Source organism: Mesorhizobium sp. B2-5-11, from assembly GCF_006440835.1.
In the GTDB taxonomy this organism is placed as follows: domain Bacteria; phylum Pseudomonadota; class Alphaproteobacteria; order Rhizobiales; family Rhizobiaceae; genus Mesorhizobium.
The window spans coordinates 497,950-518,597 of sequence record NZ_VFUK01000003.1 but is presented as its reverse complement, the minus strand read 5'-3'; the positions used below and the strand labels follow the sequence as shown (position 1 = coordinate 518,597).

Genomic DNA, 20,648 nt, shown 5'->3' with positions numbered 1-20,648 from the left:
CGGTGCTACTCCCTCCTGATACCAGCAAGGTCGAGCAGGAGTTGGAGCCGTGTGTCTACATGGCCCTCGCTATCGATCCGCCCGCCATCGAGTTCGTCCTCGATGTCCTCCGGTGCCAAGCCCGTCATGCGCCATAACGGCGACAGCCAGCCGTAGGAGGTGGATTGGAGCGAGGTAGGCGCATTTGAAGTACGGAAACCCTCAAGCGTGGACATGAAGGCTGTTGCAGTCCGCTCGATGCGCGGGTTGCGCAACGAACGATCCTTCCGCAAAAGCCTCAGCAATTCTTCCGTTTGGGCTTTGCCTTTGGAGAGTTGCATCGACAAGGCTTTGGGATCGAGCGACGCCAGCGCCCCTGCGGAGGCAGTTGCGTTGGCCTTCGGAAAAATGCTCCAGTCCAGCACATCCGCGTCGAACACCGGACCCAGTTGGAGATAGAGCGGCTGCTCTGGAAATGTCGAAACTCCGTCCGCAAGTGTTGCCACCACCAAGACGCTTCCGTCGCGGACTAGGTCAGCGATCGCATCGGCCAGCAGTTCGAAGGGTGCATTGTTGACCCGCTCCAGCACCAGTGCCCCGATCATGCCGTCCTGTTTGCCAAGTGTCGCCACCACATCGGTGTCGAGCGTCGCTGCATCGACAGAACCCACTGGCACCCGCGCCCGCACCACATGATTCCCGGCGAGCGCCATTGCCGTCGCACGGGCAAGCTCTGTCGAGAATGATCCCTTGAGAAACAGGACCCTGCCGGTCACGGCAGCGGCGAGCACTTCCTCCGCAAAGACTGCGGCGCCCGGAGACTTCAGGCCAAGCGCAACGTAGTTCGATGTCAGCAGGGCTGCAGCCTCGGTACCCGTCGCGAGAGCCTTGATCGGATCCGGCCGCTGCTCCAGCGGCACAACCCGTAGCGATGGGGTGGACGCCACGGATGGTGCGTCGGTCTGCACCGGAGCCGGGCTGGCGTTCTGCCCCAGTTGCCCAACCCTCTCGGTGATGTCGGCAAGCTGTTGTTGCAGCTCCGCGGTTTGCTTGCCCGCCCGGTCCTCGGTGTCGCTCCAGAGCGCCCCCAGGTCGGCGACGCTACGTTCGACGGCCTTCAGGCGCCCGTCTGCCGCGGCACTGATACGCGCAACGGCCTCGCCATGGGTTTCCAATTCCTTCCGCACAGCCGCCAATTCGGCAAGCACCGTTTCTAGTGCGCGCGTAAGGACGCCCTCTGCGACCACCGGAGCTGGCCGCGCCACGAGACCGGTCACGGCCTCCGCCAATCGTGCTACCTCGCCTGACGACCTCTCAACGTCGCCCTGCAGGCTTTTCAACAGTTCCTCATAGCCCTGCATACGCTTCGGGAGGAGGGACAACTCCCGGTCTCTCTCCACCGCCACCAGCGGTTTGGCGCTGCTTACGAGCCGCTCAAGCGCATCGGTGGTTTCGAAGGGGCTAAATTGGAGAAGACGCGTGATCGTCTCTGCAGCACAATGGTTGAGAAAGGACTGTTCATGCAGACTGCCGAACAGCGCTTCTATCTCCGCTTGCGGCTGGTCCGTGACCACCTGTGGATGGTCTTTTGCTGTTGCATTCTCGATCGCGTCGAGCATCGCAGCGAGACCCTCGACATCCTTCAGGTGCTGTTCCGCCCACGCCCGCCACAGATAATAGTAGGCGATGTCGGCGCGCTCCTTGGCCTTGGGAGCGCCGCCCTTCTTGAGAAAGTGATGGAGCAGCGCCTGCTTGCGCTTCGGGAGGCTGGCGGCACTATCCTTGCGAAAGCCGTCAACACTAGGCAGCACACTCATCAGTTCCCGGCTGGTCCTGCTGGTTACTTCGTTGACGAACGCCAGCAGTTCGCGGTCACCAAGCGCGCGTAGCCGCTTGACAGCCTGGGGTGTGGGCGACGGCTGGGTCATGTTGCCTCCCTGTTTCCGCGAATCCGGGTCAAGGCAAGACGGTGGTGAGCCTCAAGCCAACGCGGCGCAATCAGGGCGCGCAACGCGGTCGAAAGCGTCTCGTCGGACTGCGACCTTGAAGCGACGCCCGCCTGTCCAGCGGCGGCGAGAACCCAAAGGGCATGCGCACGGGTGGCTGCTGGCAGGTGCGGGATCGCCCCGGCCGTGGCCACCCGCATATCGAACCACCATGCGCCGAACGGACCCAAGTCCAATACCACGTCGCGTTTAGTGTCACGCAGCGCGTTTTGTAGTTCGGCGAGGGCGTCCGTCGTCACTGTCTCGGTCGCCGAATGGGGTTCCGCGGCGGTGGTCGCGAAGGCGTGCTGGTTCCAATCGATAGCTCCCACCGGCCGCGACCGAAGGCGTGGAACTAATCCGCGCGGAACATTGAGGCCCGAGAGGTCGAGCGAGCCGGCCCGCACCTGCTCAAGTAGTGGCCGTGCCTCGGCCGAGCTCGCCGACACCGAGCGTGAACCGAAGGTCAGAAGAGCCCCCCTTGCAGCTCGCACGACAGATCTGACCAATACCTCTGGCAGTAGCCGCCCCTCGGCCTCCAGGACAGGCGGCTCGGTCGCCGGAAAGCCGCTGACCCGTATAAAGTGCCACTGTCCCCGTGCGAGGGATACGGACGCACTGTCATCACCGCTGCGCGCGCGCAGGATTGCCTCACCATGGTCATCGCCTGCATGGATCGCCAAGGTGAGTTCGCCCCTGGTGTCCAGGACAAGGCGCGCCGATGCGTCAATGAAGTGCATGGGCGGTGACACCACACCCCAGCGACGTTTGGCCCGCTGCACCGCCAAACCGGTAGCCCGCCTGATCCACTCGGCCAGTCCATCGTCGGCCACCTGCGGAAGCGTGACCAGCAGGCAGCTCCACTGCTTCAGGTCGGCCAGACGGCTAACTGCGAGTTGCGGCGGCACACTCGTGACGAGCTCGGCACGCTGCACGAAATAATAGGTAGCGCCCCAGTCCAGGCCGTTTACCAACGCTTGTCGGCTGCCTCTGCCGGCCGAAAAGACCGTGCTCCGCACGGAATCTAAGCCGGGTATGCGCTCCTGCACGGCGACGCCGAAGGCGTTGTCCACGTCCCCGCTGACCCAAGCCACACGGAACGCCGGGGAGTCAGGGTTAACTGCGTAGGCCTGCGCTCCAGCGTGCAGCCGGGAACAGGCTACCTCGACCCGGAACCCGTCGCCACCGCCGTCGAAGGTCAACCTACCTCTCGGGGTGGGCGCGCGCGGAATCTGCACCTCAAGGTCCCAGCGGGCCGGTACCCTGCTGACGGGCGGCTGCACATGCAGAGTAAGGGCAAGAGGCAACTGAGGAGTGGCTGGCTCTGGCCGCGATTGCACGGCCGGCTCCGCCCCTGGCCCCTGCCACCCCTCGGACGCATGATAAAGGTAGCACTCCGGTCGCGCGGCACCCGAGACATGGGCAAAGTGCGCGTCGCGGTAGATGCCTTGCCGGGGGCTAACGCGGGCACCGCACACTGGACAGGAGTAACGGCGGTACCGCTGCGCCAGAGAGGCCTCCACCCGCTGTCCGCTCGCAACGTCGATGGCGAAATACATCCTCTCAACCCGTTCGACTGGCAGGTTGCCCAGACTGTTCCTTCAACTCGGCGAGGCTACCGGCAATGGCGCCGCTCACAAGCTCTGGCACGCGGTCTTTGCACCAATTGCGATAAGCCGGCTCGCGGATGCCGCGCGGTACCATCCAGCGGCTTACGGCCAGCGCCGATACCTCTGCGACGCTCAATAGGTTGCTGTAGTCAGGATCGGCTCCGCTCCCACGGAGGATGTCGACCGTGTTGGCGGCCAGGCTGCACAGGAACACTTGCCGCTGAATGCCGTGTTTTAGCAGCGAGTCTTTGAAGCCCAGCCGCGTCAGCGCCGCCTTGATGGTGCGCAGCCGCCAGTTCGGTCCCTTGCCGTACTCATGGTGGTCGGCGTAGCCGTGGTTGAGCTGCCGGAGATAGGTTCGCAGTTTCTCGAACAGGGCGTCTGTAATATGGAAGTGCCCCCAGCCGATGGTATAACCCACCGGCTGAAAGTACCGCGTGCCGCCAAGGGCCAATCGATTATAGACCGACGAACGCCCCATCGATGAGCTAGTTGTCACCATCAGCAGGCTGGCGTGCTTGGCGGCACCCGAAATGATACCGATGGACTCACCGTAGGTGTCCTTGAAATCCCGCACCACTTCCTGCGTCCGCACCAGTGCAGCCACAGCCTTGCCGCCGAGCAGGAACGAATACGGCGGCACAGCACCCAGCACATAAGCGTCCAGCAGGTGCACCAGCCGCAACGAGCGGTCAGCCGAGTTCCAGCCGACCAACTTGTCGCGTACCGACAGATTGAAAACAGGGTCGCCCAAAGCGATGATCCCCGCCAGACGGTCGTGACCCTCGTCCCACACCAGGTAGCGCAGGCGGCGGCCAAATCCCGCCGATACGGGTACGGACCAGGTTAGCGTGGCCAGCCGGAACAGTTCCGCATCCTTGGTATCGCTGCGCACTCGCCGAAGCGCCAACCTGATGTTGGCAGGTTCAATCTCGTCGCCGTCTGCAAAATGGGGCAGGAGTTCCTCGGCACATCGGGCAAGGAAGACCGTGTTCGCCTCAAGCTTGTCTCTGCGTTGCTCGCCATGGAGCTGGCGCACCGCCTCCTTGTCTTGCCCCGGCGGCAAGAGCAAGCCGTTCTTACCCTTTTTGAACCCAAGGCGCTTGAGATGCTGGCGGACCGCGCGTTTCAGTTGCGCTTCCGGCGTCGGAAACTTAACTAGTATACCCCTGCCCATCGGTACTTTCCCCCCGATCCCTCTGGTTGTTCCAGATTGTTGTTTGCACTCGACAATCGATCAACAGTCTAAACCTATCAGCTGCCCTCGAAGGCAGGCAGTCGCATAAGGCTGAGATTCGCGAGCGCTGTCGATCCTTCAATCCTAATCGCCCACGACAACACCCCGGATTCTTTACGACCGGCTTACCGCCACCCTCGAAGAGGTGGCGGCAAAGGTTACCCTTTTGATCGCGCCGTCCTCAAGAACGAGGCAACAACCTGACGCCGCCGCAACTGGCGAGGCCTCAGCCCGATTACCGCCTTGCGCGGTTCAAGGCCGCGGTTCGGCGGCCTCTCTGTCTGCCTCCTCTGCCAGACGAATGACATGATGCACCAGGAATACGTCGATGAGGTACGCAACCTCGTCGCGTGGCATCGGCAGCTTGTCAGGGGTGATTAGGTCCGGGAACAGGCTATTGTCGATGTAGTCGCCGGCATCCCAAAGGCTCCGGGTTAGTTCCTCATTGTTCGGTTCAATCCGCTCAATGACGGCCTCGAACGCGGCGTTAGCGACTTCGATCAGCACAGAACGATCAGTCCCGGCGATTGGCAGGGACGCGATAATGGCATTGGAATCCATGAGAGGATATTCCTTCTTGGAGTGGCGTTTGTGACATCAGCCTGTCGGTCGCCAGCCCGACGGTGGTTCTTAGTGTGGTGGCCAATCAAGGCGCCAGGCGCCACCTTATGCTCACATGCGCACAAGCAGGATACGCGGGAATTTCGCAGATGCAATTCAAAGCAGGACGGACAGCAAAGAATGCGAGTCTCGCCGCGCACCTCTAAACCGCCTTCTCGGGTCTATATGTGATAATATCCTTTACCACGTATTGGAGATTGCGATGACCGCTTTGCCGGCGAAGACAGACAGGGAGATTGAAAATTTCATCCGCAATTACGAGCAGAAGGGCGCAACGGCCCTACCGTTCTATCACGAACTGCTGGAGGAACGGGCAAGGCGCAGCCAGATCAAGCACAAACTTAACATCGACAAGTCGCTCGCTCTCTTACGCCAGGCAGCGATCGAACAAAGATGCATAACCTATGGGGATCTGGCGAAGGCCAGCGATGTTGCATGGAGCCAGGCACACCGGCTCATAAGTGGCGCAAACGGCCACCTAGATCGGCTACTCGACGTTTGTTACGCCCGTGGGCTGCCGATGTTGACCGCACTCTGCGTCAACCAAAGCGGCCTGAAAACAGGTGAACTCGAAGAGTATTCTCTTGCTGGGTTCGCCGCAGGTGCTCGACGCCTAGGAATTCCGATCGTCGACGAATTGGCCTTTCATCACGAGTCTCGGGATGCGTCTTGGAGATGGGGGCGCGAACAAGCACAATGATATACGTTGCCCCTTCCAAATACGCGCGACTTGCCCCAGTTGATCGCTTCGACCGGCGACCACCCAAGCAGAACATCTAGAAGCCGACCAAATCGAGGGGATATGAAGATCGTCAGGCGACTATTTGTAGTTCCGCTCGCGGACAACGATCATGGCAAGACGACCATGATCCATGGCCTGTCTCGCAAGGCGAAGGTCGCAAGATTCAAAAGCAGAAGAAAGGAACACGGCAACTGCTCACCCCGTTGTGCGATGCGTGGATGCCTACATCTTCGGGCGGCGCTACCAGAGTGGAAATCTGCGTTTGGAAATGTAGAGGCCGCTCTTGATGGCAATGACGCCGTGAGCGCGAGCTAATTGTCATGCCCAGTCATGTTCGTGGCATCCAGCGGTATGTGGTGGATGACATTGATGAGAAATGACAGACGCTGCCCAGAGTTCAGAATTTGATGTCGCGTGCGCCGCAGTCAATTACGACGGCAACTTCACCAGGCACAGAACGGTATATTCCTCGATCTGGAGCAAACGATGGAAGATACCCAATCCGGAGCAACAAGATTTCGAAGGGCAGCTTGATGCGCTCGGTAGGGATTTGTGGTTTTGGATATCAGCAAAGCTCACCGCATGTGCCCGGCGAGAGGTTCGAAGTCCAGCCCCGCCACCTGCTCCATCTCTCACGCCTCCCCCGACGCCTAGCGTTCGCCTCAAGCTGGTGGAGCGGAAAAGCGCGAGATCGCCGATAGGTCGATGGCGAGACTTCGGGCGTCGGTCTTGTCGGCACCCACGCGCTGCAGCATGCTTACGAATGCATGCGGATCCGGCTGGCCGAGTGCGAGCCGGTAATAGAGTAGGTCCTGCAGCATTCTATCGCGACGTGCAGCCCTCAGGCTGAAGCGCCAGTCGAAGCTGACGCTGGTCGGCCGCCCACTCTCAGGCAGCCACCAGCGCTCCAGACCGGTTCGGCCATCCTTCACCTGCCGGGCGAGCTCGATCAGCTTACCGAAGGGACTCCCGATATCAGCCTGCGACAGGGCCTCCCCGCCGTGCCTGCATGCCAGGGACTGGCGCACCGCGAGACTGCCGTAGCGCGCGATGCGTCCCTCGCGCTGCTCGAAGTCGACCGGGTCCCCGGGGAGGTCCCAGTGAACGATTCGGCTGCACCATAGGTGAAAGTCCAGTCCTTCCTGACCGATGGAGGTCGTGCAAAGCATGTGCGGCCAGAAGGGCGAGTTGAACGCGCGGCGCAGCGTATCGCTGCGGACGCGCTTGCCCTTCTTCTTGCCGCCACGGCTCTGATCTCCACCGGCGAAGGGCAACACCGCCTGGACCGGCACGCGGTGTTTCGTCCTGCCGCGGCGGAACTGCACCAAGCCTGGACGATCGAGCAGGCTCGCGGAAAGCTGATCGATGATTTTGATTCCCTCCGCGTCGCCGAGCTGGCTAAGCAGTCCCATCTGCTCGTCGAGAACGGCTTCGAAGCCTCCCTTCAGCGTCGCTTCGCCAAGTGCGTCCGGGTAGCGCTTGCGCCTGGTTGCGGCGAGGATCAGCTCGGCGAAGGTCCGGTGACCGAGATACGGCCTCAGGTTGTCCCACGCGAATGCAAACACTCGCTGTCTTTCGCGAGACGTGTCCTGCGGCACGCGGTGTCGGGCGACGCATCGCGCGACGATCGAGCCCGGAGAAGAGAGCAGATACTCCGCCAGTGCTGAGAGTTCGGCGGGGGAGATATGGAAGATCTGTTCCAGCGTTTGCCAATCCTTCGCCTTGGCACCCCGACTCGCCCTAGAGGCTAGCGAGGAGACGCGCTGATAGGAGAACTTGGAGAGGGCTCGCTCGACGCCGGCGGCCACAATCCACGTTGGTCGCTTCTCGCGGCCGTCGAGCTTGATGCCTCTGCCGCCCAGATAATCCTCGAGCTGCCGTCGCGCGTCCCTACGTACAGTCGCGACCGATGCATCGGCCGACTTTAGAGGCTCGAGCGCAAAGGCAAGGTTCGGCCACGGCATGAAGAGGCCGACGAGCGCTCCGGTCTCGCTGCCCCCTGGACGGAGGAGCGGCGTCGGCGCCTTCTCCTTCGGTTTGCGCAGTCCGCCGGAGAGGTGCATCGAGAGCAGGGCGGAGATCGCGGTCGGCGCGCCGCGCCACTTGCTGAAAAGCAACGTCTTTCCCGGCAGTTGCCTCTTGGTGGACCACGGCCCCTCTAGCTTCCACCAACCCACAGTCGGCGGCTGCCATGGCAGAGACAGGTGCGCCGCGTCGCCGGCCATCTCGGCGAGCTGTCGGAGCTGAGGATGAGCGAAGGCACCGCGGCCGGATCCTGCCTCGATCGGGGCCGGCTTCGCAGCGGAGAGGGCGTCCCACACCTTATAGCCGTGCATCGTCTGAGCGGGATAAGGGATCGAGCTCCACATCGCCGGAGCCCAGCCGGCGAACTCGCTGCCTGATGTCTCCGCGAAGTGCTTGAACAGGACGAGGTCCTGCGCTTCGATCTCCACCTGTCGATTCCTGCGCTCGAACAAATCCTCCTCGTGAACCAGCGCGCGCTCCGTACGCGCCATCAGTGGGCGGAGCAGCCCCTCCAGACGCAGCTTCGCCGCATGGACCGACTGGCGTATTGCATCCGCCGTCCCAGCGGTGCGGAGCGCGTCGTGGTACTCGCGGAAAGCGCCCTCGACCACGGCCTTGTGGTCTCGGTCGTCCGCGAGGAACCCGACTAGGTCGATCAGGGAGCGATAGTGGTCGACGGGATGGATCTCCTCGCCGTCGAGCCGGCGCAACCGGTAGGGCGTGGCCGACAGCAGGAGCACCGCCGGACGGTCTTCACCTCCGAGGAGCGCGTCGACGAGCAGCCGGTGCACCCGGGCGCGCTCGCGCTTCAGCCGCACGTCCGATTGCTCCGGCCTCGGAAGTATGAGGTCGGCGTAGCGGTGGAACTCGTCCAGGATCACGAGATCGGGCTTCACCGTTCTGGACCGGAGCGCCGCGAGCGCGAGGACGGAGCGGAAGCGGGCGACGAACTCAACCACATCGACGTCCTCGCGGTCCAGCCAGGCGAGGACGGCCCTCTCGACGTTGCCGGTCGGGCAGTCGAAGATGTCGCGCATCGAACGTTCGATGCCGATGGCGGTGTAACCCGTCAGGTTCCCGCGCTCCTGCAGTAGCCGGCGCCCATTCCCTGCACGTTCACGGTCGAGCTTCAGCACGACGGACCGGAGCAACGGGAAACGGTCGAGCGCAGACCCAATCAGCTCCCGCTCCGCCTTTCGTCCCGTCCTTGGCCCCGGCTTCCAGCCTGGAAGGCTCGTCTCCGGCGTGAAAGTGAAGATGCGGAACCCATTCCCTTCCTGGGGCGGAGTTCCGGGTACCAGGACGAGCCGGTCCTCGCCGGCGTCATACTCCTTCTCGTCGATGTCGGTGAGTGAAACGAACTTCGGCCTGTTCTGCCCCGCGATCTCCAGACTGGGGCACATGTATATCACGTTCAGACGCTTGCGGCTCACGCGCAGTTCCTTGGCGATGGTGCGCGCGACGACGGTCTTGCCAAGGCCGACCTCGTCCGCGATCAGGAAACGCCTAGGGCCGCTGGCCTCCAGGGTCTGGCGCGCCACCTCCACCGTGCGCCTTTGGAAGGCTGCCAGGTCCATCATGCTGCTCCGTGCACAGCGCAGTGGACCGCCTGGAGGAACGGTTGGACGTCATCGAGGTCATCGAGCGCCGCCCGCCTCTGCCCCTCGTCGGGGAGCGCCTGAAAGGCCTCGCGGAAGGATTCGAGCATCACCATCATGCCGGCGATGCGGCGCTCGAACGCCCGCGGATCGCGGGCCCAAGCGGATAGCATGGTCTCGAGCGTGAACATCTCGGACAGCCGGAGGGCGCCTCCGGGCTGCCTGCCCGGGCGCGGCTCCGACCATCGCTGTCCCGCCGTTCCGTCCACACCGTCGAGCAGCGATCTGAGCCAGTCACGGAACCTGCTTGCCCCGACGTAGCGTACGAGCAGCGCCCGGTCGCGGCGCTCGTCGTCCATGCCCTCGACCGGTAGCGAGAGCACCCAGCTCCTCTGGATCGCGGAGTCACTGAGGCTGCTCGCCCGGAACGTGACGAGCGAGGTCTGCTCGCTCAGTGTCACCACGCCCTTGAGTAGCCGGACTGTCCGGACGCCACTGCCCAGATCGACCCAGGCGTCTGGCTCGAGGAAGGGCGACGCCTCGAAGCGGGCGGTCGCGAGCGCCTCGTCGGCGTCCTCCCCTACCCGCAGCAGCAGCCCTTCCTCGTCGTACGCAAGGGTGAAATCGCATTCGAGCAGCATCGATATCTGCTCGTCGAGCGTTCGCCTCGCGCGTTCCTGCTCAGCGATCTCCTCATTGATCTCAACCTTGCGAAACTCGAACCCCGAATGGACGAACTCGTGCAGGGTGTCGGCGAGCACAGGATTCCTCAGGTCTAGGATCGCGACTGCCTCGGCGTTGGGCCCGATCAGCCCGCGCTCCGTCAAGTTAGCACTGCCCAGCATGAGCACTGTCTTGTCCCCCTTGGTGACGGCGAGGAGCTTCGCGTGGACGCCTGCCAGAGGCAGCTCGGTGAACTCCCCGACCTTGTCGTCGATCTGCTGCTCGACCGAGACCTCCGTCTCGGGTTCCGGAGCTGTGGCGGTGCGGAAGGCGACACCGCTGACTGGAGAGCAGTCGCCGGCCGCCATGTCGGTGGTGAGCAGCGTAACCTTGGCGCATCCAGCCTTGAGAACCTCAGCCAAGCCAGTGCGGTCGATGAATGGGCTGACCGCGCTCGCCCGCTCGCCTCGACCAAGCAGCGGCGCCCCGACGAACCTGCGCGTCTCGCCCGGTCGACGCCATAGGAGGCTGCGCACTGTGACGCCTGGCGGCGCCACCCATCGCGCCGTCCCGAGCTCCTCGAGTTCGTCGGCCGTGAGGCTGGAATCCCGGAGGAGGTCCCGCGCGAGGCTGGAGATGTCCGGAACGGACCGCGCAGACTTGTCGCGCGAGCTGACGAGGAGCAGACCGGCGTCGAGATCGGAGGATCCCGTGAGGTTGCGGCTTCCGATCCAGAACCGCCATTGGACCGCGTCGCCCTCGTAGCGGATGAGCGCGACTTTGGGGTGCCAGCTCTGCTCCCGCTCGTTCGTGGCGATCGCAGAGACCATCGTGTCGAGCAGCGGGAGGATGGAGCGGTGCGCGCGCGGCACGACGATCCGGCCGAGTTGGTGGATCACCTGGAGCTTGCCCCGCACGCGGTCGAACGCCTTGACGAGACCGAGCGGCGAGCTCTCGAACTCGACCTCCGCGTCCCCGCCGAGCGCGAGCACGAGCCCCAGCATGGCGATCAGGTCGAGCGAATATGTCGCGACCACGGCGCGGGAGACGGTCTGGCCCTCGTCCGGCCGCAACGCGCCGAAGATCGACACGCGGTCATCTTTCCGGAAGCTCATCCGACGCTCCACACGCACTCGATCATGTTGCGGACCACGGGCCACCGGTAGTCGAGCGGCATTGCGATCCCCTTGCGCCAGTCGGCGCGACGCTTCTGGTTCAAGAGGTAGGCGCGGCCATCCTTCAGGTCGCGCTCGCGGGTTTCCAAAATCCGCATGATCGCCTCAAGCGGCTCGTCGGCGCGCACCCAGTCGATGACTGCTTCGAGGAAGCTGGTCAGGCGTCCGTCGATGCCGGTCGCCTTGCGCAGTTCAGCGACGTCGAGCGCCAGGACTGCATCCTGGTGCTCCGCCCGGAGTAGCGGAAGCGCCTCCGCATGGGTGCGATCATCGGTGGAGAGGTCCTGATTGCGCTGGGCCTCGACCAGGGCTGCGTAGGCGGCACGCGCGATGCAGGCGACCGAGGCGGCCCTCTCCGCTAGGAGTAGATCCTTCCGCTCCTCGACGGTCGCCACGTTCCTGATCTTAGCGGACCAGAGAGACTCCGCCGTCACCCCGGCCTCGGCCAGCCTGCTGAGAAGCGGCTGAGTCCCTCCCTCGCCGGCCCCCCGCCACTTACGGCGGATGTAGTCGGCCTCCGAGCGCCGAAGGGCGAAGTCCAACTGCCCCGACTTGTTCGCCCAGCCCGGTGGTGGACCGGGGAGATCCTCGAACAGCGTGGCAGTCCGAACCGTTCCGCCGTCACCGTCGTCACGGGTGAGCAGGCGGGGCCAGAGACCTTGCAATTGCACTTCCGTTGGGGCGCCGGTGATGCCGGCTACGGGGTTTGCCATCCGCCAGGATCTGAGCGCGGTCCAGTAGATCGTGCTCGCGCGGACTACCGGACGCTCGCCCGTCTGATACTTCACCCATCCCGAGATCCCCGAGTTCTCCAGCTCGCGCACCGTATCCATCAACCGCCTTGAGTAACGGCGCTCGATCTCGAACAGACGGTCGCGGCTGAAGCGCTCGCCGGCGGTCGACGCGAGCAGTTCCTGATAGGTCCACGCCACGAAGAAGACGTAGCGCAGTTGCGCGTGCTGGACCGATGTTCCTGGGAAGAACCGGTCGGCGAAGGCGAAGTGTATGGGCGCGAACCCGAGCTCGTCGCGAGTCCCATCCGACGCGAGCTTCGAGAGATAGCGGTTCGCGGCGTCGCGGTCGGCCTCCGACAGCATGAACCAGCCGACGGCCGGACCAATACTAGCCATCGGACGACACTCGCTCTCGCTCAAACACCTTTGATGTCGATCGCTGCTCTTGGAATCGACAAGCATGAAGCTCGTCCAGCGTCAGAACCAGGCTCCCCATAGAAAATCCCTCCCCTCTAGCGAATAGGCCGGATGATCATGGGATGGTCAAGTGTTGCGGTAGTCAGATGCGCACCTGCTAGATAAGTCTACACGGCTCCACGTAGCGCACACCGTAACGCGACCCCAAAACTAAGATGAACGAAGTTCGGCTTTCGGATGGGGCAATCCGGGCGGTAGAGGAAGGCCCGACTGTGAACGAGTTGTCGGTCGGGCGCGCCTGACAGGCCCCACAAGCCAACCCCACCCCCGCCACCGACGAACCCCGGCGGCTCTTCGCCCCGGCATCATCCGGCTATGCTGCCTGACGTCCCGCACTCAGCCGTCGTGTTTGAGACTTCTTGAGGCCGGTCCAGCCCCGATTAGCTTCGGATCATCGAGTGCAAGATCGCCTGCATGTGCACTTCCAGATCGAGTTCACCCCGAGCCTCGACGGCGAGCAGATATTTCGCCTTGGCCCGGCAGTCATCTCGGCTGATCGCAGTATATGAGCAGACGGCCAGCAGCGCCTCCTGCTCGACCCTGTCGACCCGCTCGCGGTCCTCTCTGCCGCTCGCCGCTCGATTAACAACGCGGTGGAACGCGGCATAGGCCACCTCATGTGCCGCGATCAGTGTCTGCAGATTCGGCGAAGTCCTTGCACCGGTGGACACCGGGTCGACGGCAACAGCTGCGCCGGTCAGCGCGAGGAGAGTGCGGCGGGTGATCGCGGCCATGGATTAGTCTTCCTCGCTACCGACCATATCCGACCATAGCACCGCTGTGGGACGGCATGGAGATGGTCGGTCGCTGTCTGCTGACAACGCGGTCAGTGGACAATTCGAACGCGAAGTGAGCGCATCAGACAAGGGGCCCCAAACACCGCCCTACGCCACCGACTAACCACGGCAGGGCGGTGCCGGCGACCGGGCCGTCCCTGCGGCGGCGATCTCGCACGCCGGCGTTCAGGGTCAAAACTCTGCCAGCTGGGCTAAGCGGTTATCTTTGGCCGTCCGATTGAACTGGATAGATTGCGTCCAGTACAGACGCTGGGATCTTAATGCCTACATTGTACGGGTAATGCTCCCCACATCCGCCGGTACGATCTTGCAAGGGAAACGCGTTTCGCAGATGAATACCTATTACACGAAATGTCGGTACTCCACCCGGTTCATTCGGTCGTGTTGCGGCAATGATAGGAGCTCCACTCATCCCAGAGAACGTTGAGTTCCGATGAAACAGACACTCCTCGCGTTGGGGGCCTGCGCCGAGAGGGTGATCCATTTCGCTCGCCAACCATATTTGGTTTGACGGTGCACGCGAGAAACGGATCTGCTTAAGCCAATTATCTACGAGCGCATTATCATCAAACGCCTCGTCGGATATTAGACTGGGTGCAACAATAAAAATCGCCTGGCTCGAGATCACGTCTCGACTGAATGTTTGTAAATTCCAGGTGGAGGTAGTGCGTGGCTTCTCTAACCGATAGAGGGCAAAGTCATCTAAGTCAGGCAAAGACGCACCGTTAGGGGGAAGTTCAATTCTAGCCCCAATATGGATCGCCTCAAGGGGATGCCCGTATAGGCGCATGACCGCTCCCTTGGAGCTGGCTTCAGTAGCACAATGACCAGCCGTCATGATGACGTCGCTTGTTAGTCTAAACGCTGTACAAAAAGGAACTGGACTGTCGGATTCGAATAACGCGCCAACATTCTCTGCAAGAAATACTTGCGTATGACAGTGAAGATTGTCCCATTTGAAAAAGCAATCTTTATCATATAGCTTATATGTATTTCTATATCTTCGATAGTGCGGTACTTTTTGCTTAGGATTAGTTATTTCTCCTTTTTTATCAAGAGGAAGTCTATGAAATAAAGTATCGCAATGCTTAAGTACTTTTTCATAGGACCGCGGTAACGCGGTGCCATTTTCAATACACGCCTGCGCTTCCGTCCCGTGGACACACAGAGCCATCCAGATTACTAGGACACTCCTCAATATTACTGGGATGGTCCGCAATATTGGGCCCTCGCAGCAAGTGGCGATTGAGCAGACTGAGGCAGAGTGGGATTCACTGACTGCGTGTCGTAGCAAAGCCCGCCTTCCGCCTGCACAGCCTGCATAGGGGCTTGGGTGGCTTGGGTAGCTTGAACGGGTGCTTGGTTCGGATAATACCCTCCATTCGGGGGCGAGTACGCCGGAGGTCTATAGTATTCTTGAGGTTGCCTATTGTAGTCGTTGGACTGATTGGCGAGCCCATTTACCAACGAACCAACAGCTGCAACATCAGATGTCTCGCATCCAACTAGCAAAATCATAGGGAATACACATACACAACGAGCGAACATACCCTCTACCCCCTCCTCCTGGTTTCGCTGTCAAGAAATAAGCAAAGTTCCTCTCCTTCGCCGAAAATATTCCGACGGCAACAAAAAGTTGGTGCAGCTACTCGGAATATATTATACCATTCTAAAATGGTTTAATAGAGGAAAATAGACTTATCTCTGACAGCAAGCTGACAACGAAGGAGGAAAAGCGATGCTAAGGGGTTCAGTTTCCATGTTCATCAATCGACGCGACTTCCTCCTGATGACAGCATCTGTGGCTAGCGTATCTGTCTTCAGCCATACCGGTCGGTCGCAGGCAGCCACAGAAATAGATCTGGTGAATCAATACGATGCTCTTATTTCGGATGCGACGCCCGAGGTCGTCGCTAAAGTTCGGGGGCTTCGTGAGTATGTGGATTTGACAGCCGGCCTGGAAACTTCACCGACTCAAGAAGCGCCCTCGGCGACGCCTATTTCCTCTCGCGCAACTGACCTACTCATTCGCTTCGAGGTGTCCAGCGGCGAAGTGTACGAAAAGCTGTATCAGGCGCCGACGTGGCCGAAGGGCCAGTCTGGTGTTACCATGGGGGTAGGTTACGATCTCGGTTACGCTGACGGCCGTGCCATAAGGAAGGATTGGGCCAGTTATGTCGAAAAGGCGGCGGTCGACAGGTTAGTTTTAGCGTCAGGCATCATAGGCAAACCCGCGAAGAAGCTTGCGGCGGAGATGGCTTCGATCAGAGTTCCATTTGCTGTAGCGCATCGGCAGTTTCTTGAACTCATGCAGCCGCGCTATGTGGGCATAACCGAGCGGGCACTGCCAAATTTTGGGGATCTCCCGGAGGATTGTCGAGGAGCACTCGTATCGCTGGTGTACAATCGGGGCGCGTCATTTAGTATACCTAAGAAGAAAGATCCGCATGGTCGATACAAAGAAATGCGCGCAATAAGGCAATTGATGGTTGAAAAGAACTACAGTGGAATCCCTGAGCAAATGCTGAAGATGAGGCGCCTATGGGCGGGGAACCTAAGAGGAGTGGCTATCAGACGAGAACTTGAGGCGACATTGTTCTTAATTGGACTGAGTAAGCTTTCTTAGGGTTCGTCGCGATCTATGCTGATCGGTTGACTACGTGCTCTGGTTAGCACCCGCAAACAGTAAAGTTGCGGTCTCGCTTGACGCCGACTTCGTCTCGTTCCGGCGACAATGCCTGCGTCAGTTGCGTTCTACAAGTCCGCAATCGCCTTCGGTTGCGCTGGGGGCGACGTCACGTGTGGCGCGAAGCGGCGTCCGTCAACTCCAAGCGAGCGCACCTGATAGGGGCCCCACAAACCGTCCCCGCCCCCCGCCACCGACAAACCCGAGGGGCCCAGCCACCTCGGACCTACCAGCGGCTCCCAAAGGGCGCGCGGCCTGCCGCAGGTTCAGAGCGATCGGCGGACTCGGCACGTCCGGACTCGGTCGGCGCAGCCGCGCCGTCTACCGGTGCTGAAGCCAACCTTGTCAGCCGGGCGAGCGTCAAACTGACTTGCTTCGCGGTCCATGCTGCTCGCCGTGGCGTTTGGATGCCCTGCTTCTCAAGTTCTGCGGCGATTTGTCGAAGCGACTTTCCCGCCCGCCGAAGGGGCTGCACGATGCCCATTACGCGCCGTGCATCATCGTCTGCAGTCCGCTTTAAGGCGGCGATCCGTCGGTCGAGGCTGCCCTCCCGATAGCCCCCCAGCTTGACGCCTCGTGCCTTAGCGGCTGCCAGGGCGGCCTTGGTCCGCTCGCCGATAAACTTGCGCTCCTTCTCGGCGAGCGCCGCGTAAATGTGCAGTTGGAAAGGATCAGCGTTCGGCATGGTGGCAACCTTGATATTGGCGCGCTTCATAGTCCCAGCGATAAACTCGACGTCGCGGGAAAGCCGATCGAGTTTGGAAATCAGAAGCTCGGCGCCCTCGCGCTTTGCAAGGTCCAGGGCCTTCGCCAATTCAGGCCGGGTATCGTTCTTGCCTGACAGGATGTCGCAGAACTCGCCGACGATCTCCCAAGGCACCTCAGTGAAGGCGTGTAGGAAGATGTCGATGTCGCGCCGTTGCGCCTCCAGACCCAAACCGCTGCGGCCCTGCTCCTGCGTCGATACCCGGGTATAGATAACAAAGCGCCTCATAGACCCTAGTGTGCTCGGACTGTGTAAACAGTCAACGAAGGTTGCGCTTAACACACCAGGAGACGACGACATTGGAGTGGTTCTGAAGCCCTGAACACGCCGTCATTGGAACATGGGGAGCGCCTTAGATATCAGGAGCCCATTCCTGCTGAACCGCCGACCAGCAATGGCCGTCGAAGCTCATGGCTCGAAGTCTCGAAGGCACCCACGGCGAGCCCATATCGGCCAACCGGCCGAGGGACATCATTCATCGAACGGCTTTGGTTGGCTTTGCGTGCACCTAGTGTGCGGCTAGACGGCTCCCTAGTTCACGCGATTGGGTGCGAACTTGGCCGTCCACTCCTCAAGGCTCATCTGCTCGATCTCGCCGGGCTCACGGAACGGTTTGCGCAGCGTGGTAGCAATTTCGGCTTTATCAACGATCAGCCCAAGCAGCTTCGCTTTACCCATGACAGCAGACACGCCTGCGGCGGGGTTTTTCGTTGCCAGGGCGAGCTTCAACATCAGGTTAAGTTCAGCAACCAGATCGTCGACCGTGATTTCTGACCGCCTTGCGGCGTCGGCTTGCAACTCGGCGATGCGCGTGGCCACCTTAGGCAATCTGACCATCTTCGAGGCCTCCACTTCAGCCGCATTGCCGCGCGCCGTGTAGCCGGCCTCGATGTAGGCTCGCGATTGAGCAAGGCCCTCGGCAAGGGCAAGGCAGAACCGCTCTTGTCGCATGTTCAATTTGGAGTTTGACATCGCGGTATCATAATACCGTATACATCAGGCTTGCACCACAGAATTTGTCGACCCACTTAATAGATGGGCGCGACGCTTTCGAGTCCGCAGCGCTCACGATTTTACCCTCCGGCGTGATGACCAGCGTGCCGCGCGCAAAAGCTTTCCGTCGTTTCAAATCGGATTTGCGATCTGGCAAGGGTTCATGATCTCGCAGGTCGTAGTATCCGATAACGTCGACCGGTACGCTGCAGCTTTCCTTTCGGCACAGTATGTAGGAGCCCTGTGGACTGCCAGTGGGCATTGCACTGATGGGGAAAAGGTTACCTGAGACCGGAAGCTCTACCTTTTGGATACTGTGCTTTTCGTCCGGGTGTCTCTCCGTCAAATACGCGATCAACGTGTCCTTTTCATCAGCGGTGAACCGTTCATCGATCCACCCCTTGGCATATGGATCACCGGGCGGTTGGAAGTCGGCGATAGCGTCAGCGAGGTCAGCATTTCCGGATTTACGACGCTAGGGAACTGGCGGTTGTCGACGGCAACAAACAATCCATCGCATCGAGACATCCTTGCAGCCTTCAAATTGTGCGACCGTCGTCCTGACTTTGAAAAGCTCTTTTGCGATTGGCATCTTCAGTCCTTGTTCAACGATACAGATGGACATACCCTTCGTTGCTAGCCTTTTCTGTTTTCATCTGCGCGGCGAAGCGACTCCGCATTCACCAACTCGTACAACGCCATCATGGTGCATCTCCAGTCTTCGCCATAGCGCCAGTTCAGCACCTGGGTCAGTAAGAGGGAGCATAGCTCGTCCAACTCTTCCTGGCCGACCACCTGTATTGTGGCGCGATATTTCTCAATTGCGCGGAGGAATGGCTCAATCTCTTGCGGCAGGTTTGGCAGAACATCTGGCGTCCTGCCATGCGCTGACTCGCTCCATACTGGCGGCTTGGCTCGTACTTGGCGCATAAACCTCCGCATCTCAGAAATCCTGTTATCCAACGTCATTGCTTCCTCCGTGTCTGCCCGGATCCGCCGGGCGTCGGTTGCGTGGCGAGCAAACCACATCCGCCGAACTCATTGTGCCGTACTGGACTTTGCCGAAGCGGCGCGCAGGTGGCAGGGGGAGCCGTACCCTCCCACCCCTACGGGGTGAGGGTACGGCACCCCCCTCCCCGCCTGCCTTGCTGCCGAGGGTTGCCGAACCCCGCCGAACCGGGGGGTGCATCAGTTCGGCAGTGCATCGTCGCGGCCTCCTTCACTTCCAGCGGTATAGAACTGTTTCAATTCACGCTGTTCGGTACGGCGCGTAACGATGCTGATGGCTTTGCTGCGCAGCCAAATCGCGAGGATCGTCCTGACCTTGGCGCGTGCCCGGTTCTGTTCAATGCTGCGTTCGGCCCGTCCGATGTTGCGTCCGACATCGAGGTCGAGGAGGTCCGCGACGACATAGCCACCCCAGTCGGGAGATTGTTCGCTGGCCCGGTAAGCATGAGCCGCGAAGGCATGCTGGACGCGCTCGAGGTCGGCGACACTGACATCGTCGAAGGGCTTTGGTGGATCAGCCCTGACGAAGCGCCCGTCGCGCCACCTCAGGCCGTAGGGCTGGCCCTTCGGTCCATAGTTGATCTTCTTGACCTCCAGAATCCGTTGCGTCTCGTCAGCCTCATTCCCGTGCTCGTCGGCCTCTCGACGCAGGTAAAGTCGCGACCTGACCGAATTGCTCCATGCCGTCGACCCTGACGTGCCGGTCCCTGAGCTCATGCCGGAGAGGCTTGGATGGCCGAGCAGAAGGATTGCGCAATCGTGCTTCATCGCCAGCCCACGCAAGAGTCCGACGAAATGCTTGACAAGCGACCGATTGTTCTCGTTGCCGCTGAAAATATCGGCGAGGTTGTCGAGGATCAGCAGCACCGGCCCGATTTCCCCGAGCTTGGCGTCGAGCTGGTCGAACAGTCGGGTCGTTGTGAGCCTGCCGCTGCGCCCCTCAAGGGCCAGAGTCGCGTCTTGTCCCGCCAGATAGACAATCTCCAGATTGGCGGCATTCGCAAGGTCGACGCCATCGGCAAGGCTGATCTCGTACAGCCGATTGTGAATTTCCGTCTGGTCATCCTCGGCTGACATGTAGAGGACTGCGCCGCAGGTGACCTCCATCCCGAGCCACTTTGTTTCGGCGGCGATGGCGACGGCCAGTTGCAGAGCCAGCAGGCTCTTGCCGGTCGAGCCGTCGCCCGAAAGCAGCGTGATGTTGCGGCAGGGGATCAAGCTTGCGCTGTCGACAAAGGCGCGCGGCGGCGGTGCGATGCCTGCATAAATTGCTGCACTGGATGAGGCGAGCGGTGGCAGTGGTTCGCTTTGTGAGAGTGACGAGAATTTTTGCTCCGACCGCCTGCGCTGATTGCGAAACGCGACAGCTGCCTCGGAAAACGCTGCGGTATCTTCAAGGCGCTCGTGTAGGGTGGTGTCCGGAGGCAAGGTTTCAGGCAGAGGCTCGTTGCGGCCGGCGTCCTCATCCACAGGCTGGGAGAGTCGGATACGTTCCAGAGCTGCGACGAGTGAAATAGGCTCGGGCTCTTCTGCCATCGCGCTTACCTCTATA

At 61.1% G+C, this 20,648-nt stretch carries 14 protein-coding genes; 2 read left to right on the top strand and 12 right to left on the bottom strand.

Going from position 1 to position 20,648, the window contains the following annotated elements:
- Window positions 1–5: 5 nt before the first annotated feature.
- The 4 genes from FJ490_RS13475 to FJ490_RS13460 all read right to left on the bottom strand — a co-directional run bounded on the left by FJ490_RS13475 (window position 6) and on the right by FJ490_RS13460 (window position 5,372).
- Window positions 6–1,907 (bottom strand): hypothetical protein, encoded by a 1,902-nt coding sequence (locus FJ490_RS13475; protein ID WP_140729516.1) that lies wholly within the window; start codon window positions 1,905–1,907, stop codon window positions 6–8.
- On the bottom strand, window positions 1,904–3,166 hold the full coding sequence (locus tag FJ490_RS13470; RefSeq protein WP_140729517.1) for a hypothetical protein: 1,263 nt from the start codon (window positions 3,164–3,166) through the stop codon (window positions 1,904–1,906). Before FJ490_RS13470 ends, FJ490_RS13475 begins: the two co-directional genes overlap by 4 nt.
- Before the next feature lie 361 nt (window positions 3,167–3,527).
- The gene (locus FJ490_RS13465) at window positions 3,528–4,751 is read right to left on the bottom strand and encodes a Druantia anti-phage system protein DruA (protein WP_140729518.1); all 1,224 of its coding nucleotides are present in this window, start codon (window positions 4,749–4,751) and stop codon (window positions 3,528–3,530) included.
- A 312-nt stretch (window positions 4,752–5,063) separates the two neighbouring features.
- Entirely contained in the window at window positions 5,064–5,372 is a 309-nt protein-coding gene (locus FJ490_RS13460) for a hypothetical protein (protein ID WP_140729519.1), read from the bottom strand.
- Window positions 5,373–5,634: 262 nt separating this feature from the next.
- Here FJ490_RS13460 and FJ490_RS13455 point away from each other — a divergent pair, with 262 nt between their 5' ends.
- Window positions 5,635–6,132, top strand: coding sequence for a hypothetical protein (locus FJ490_RS13455; RefSeq protein WP_140729520.1), 498 nt, complete (start codon window positions 5,635–5,637; stop codon window positions 6,130–6,132).
- A 704-nt stretch (window positions 6,133–6,836) separates the two neighbouring features.
- On the opposite strand, the gene FJ490_RS13450 is transcribed toward FJ490_RS13455, so the two are convergent.
- The 4 genes from FJ490_RS13450 to FJ490_RS13435 form a co-directional block, all read right to left on the bottom strand.
- On the bottom strand, window positions 6,837–9,776 hold the full coding sequence (locus tag FJ490_RS13450; protein ID WP_181166231.1) for a DEAD/DEAH box helicase family protein: 2,940 nt from the start codon (window positions 9,774–9,776) through the stop codon (window positions 6,837–6,839).
- Window positions 9,776–11,575 carry a phospholipase D family protein gene (locus tag FJ490_RS13445; protein WP_140729522.1) on the bottom strand — a complete coding sequence of 600 codons (1,800 nt, stop codon included), beginning with the start codon at window positions 11,573–11,575 and terminating at the stop codon, window positions 9,776–9,778. The genes FJ490_RS13450 and FJ490_RS13445 overlap by 1 nt, the downstream gene beginning before the upstream one ends.
- Window positions 11,572–12,831 (bottom strand): DUF6361 family protein, encoded by a 1,260-nt coding sequence (locus FJ490_RS13440; protein WP_140729523.1) that lies wholly within the window; start codon window positions 12,829–12,831, stop codon window positions 11,572–11,574. Before FJ490_RS13440 ends, FJ490_RS13445 begins: the two co-directional genes overlap by 4 nt.
- Before the next feature lie 395 nt (window positions 12,832–13,226).
- Window positions 13,227–13,580, bottom strand: a complete 354-nt coding sequence (locus FJ490_RS13435; protein ID WP_140729524.1) for a hypothetical protein — start codon at window positions 13,578–13,580, stop codon at window positions 13,227–13,229.
- Window positions 13,581–15,402: 1,822 nt separating this feature from the next.
- On the opposite strand from FJ490_RS13435, the gene FJ490_RS13430 reads away from it, so the two are divergent.
- Window positions 15,403–16,269, top strand: a complete 867-nt coding sequence (locus tag FJ490_RS13430) for a hypothetical protein (RefSeq protein ID WP_140729525.1) — start codon at window positions 15,403–15,405, stop codon at window positions 16,267–16,269.
- Window positions 16,270–16,555: 286 nt separating this feature from the next.
- On the opposite strand, the gene FJ490_RS13425 is transcribed toward FJ490_RS13430, so the two are convergent.
- The 4 genes from FJ490_RS13425 to FJ490_RS13410 form a co-directional block, all read right to left on the bottom strand.
- The gene (locus FJ490_RS13425; protein ID WP_140729526.1) at window positions 16,556–17,323 is read right to left on the bottom strand and encodes a recombinase family protein; all 768 of its coding nucleotides are present in this window, start codon (window positions 17,321–17,323) and stop codon (window positions 16,556–16,558) included.
- A gap of 303 nt (window positions 17,324–17,626) precedes the next feature.
- Window positions 17,627–18,067: a terminase small subunit gene (locus tag FJ490_RS13420; RefSeq protein ID WP_140729527.1), complete on the bottom strand. Its 441-nt coding sequence runs from the start codon at window positions 18,065–18,067 to the stop codon at window positions 17,627–17,629.
- Between the two features lie 657 nt (window positions 18,068–18,724).
- Window positions 18,725–19,057 (bottom strand): hypothetical protein, encoded by a 333-nt coding sequence (locus FJ490_RS13415; protein WP_140729528.1) that lies wholly within the window; start codon window positions 19,055–19,057, stop codon window positions 18,725–18,727.
- 219 nt (window positions 19,058–19,276) lie between these two features.
- Window positions 19,277–20,632 (bottom strand): AAA family ATPase, encoded by a 1,356-nt coding sequence (locus FJ490_RS13410; protein ID WP_140728898.1) that lies wholly within the window; start codon window positions 20,630–20,632, stop codon window positions 19,277–19,279.
- Between the last annotated feature and the right edge of the window lie 16 nt (window positions 20,633–20,648).

Coding starts and splice junctions, on each gene's coding strand:
- FJ490_RS13475 (WP_140729516.1), bottom strand. CDS start 1,907: ATGACCCAGCCGTCGCCCACACCCCAGGCTGTCAAGCGGCTACGCGCG.
- FJ490_RS13465 (WP_140729518.1), bottom strand. CDS start 4,751: ATGGGCAGGGGTATACTAGTTAAGTTTCCGACGCCGGAAGCGCAACTG.
- FJ490_RS13460 (WP_140729519.1), bottom strand. CDS start 5,372: ATGGATTCCAATGCCATTATCGCGTCCCTGCCAATCGCCGGGACTGAT.
- FJ490_RS13455 (WP_140729520.1), top strand. CDS start 5,635: ATGACCGCTTTGCCGGCGAAGACAGACAGGGAGATTGAAAATTTCATC.
- FJ490_RS13450 (WP_181166231.1), bottom strand. CDS start 9,776: ATGGACCTGGCAGCCTTCCAAAGGCGCACGGTGGAGGTGGCGCGCCAG.
- FJ490_RS13445 (WP_140729522.1), bottom strand. CDS start 11,575: ATGAGCTTCCGGAAAGATGACCGCGTGTCGATCTTCGGCGCGTTGCGG.
- FJ490_RS13440 (WP_140729523.1), bottom strand. CDS start 12,831: ATGCTTGTCGATTCCAAGAGCAGCGATCGACATCAAAGGTGTTTGAGC.
- FJ490_RS13435 (WP_140729524.1), bottom strand. CDS start 13,580: ATGGCCGCGATCACCCGCCGCACTCTCCTCGCGCTGACCGGCGCAGCT.
- FJ490_RS13430 (WP_140729525.1), top strand. CDS start 15,403: ATGTTCATCAATCGACGCGACTTCCTCCTGATGACAGCATCTGTGGCT.
- FJ490_RS13425 (WP_140729526.1), bottom strand. CDS start 17,323: ATGAGGCGCTTTGTTATCTATACCCGGGTATCGACGCAGGAGCAGGGC.
- FJ490_RS13420 (WP_140729527.1), bottom strand. CDS start 18,067: ATGTCAAACTCCAAATTGAACATGCGACAAGAGCGGTTCTGCCTTGCC.
- FJ490_RS13415 (WP_140729528.1), bottom strand. CDS start 19,057: ATGACGTTGGATAACAGGATTTCTGAGATGCGGAGGTTTATGCGCCAA.
- FJ490_RS13410 (WP_140728898.1), bottom strand. CDS start 20,632: ATGGCAGAAGAGCCCGAGCCTATTTCACTCGTCGCAGCTCTGGAACGT.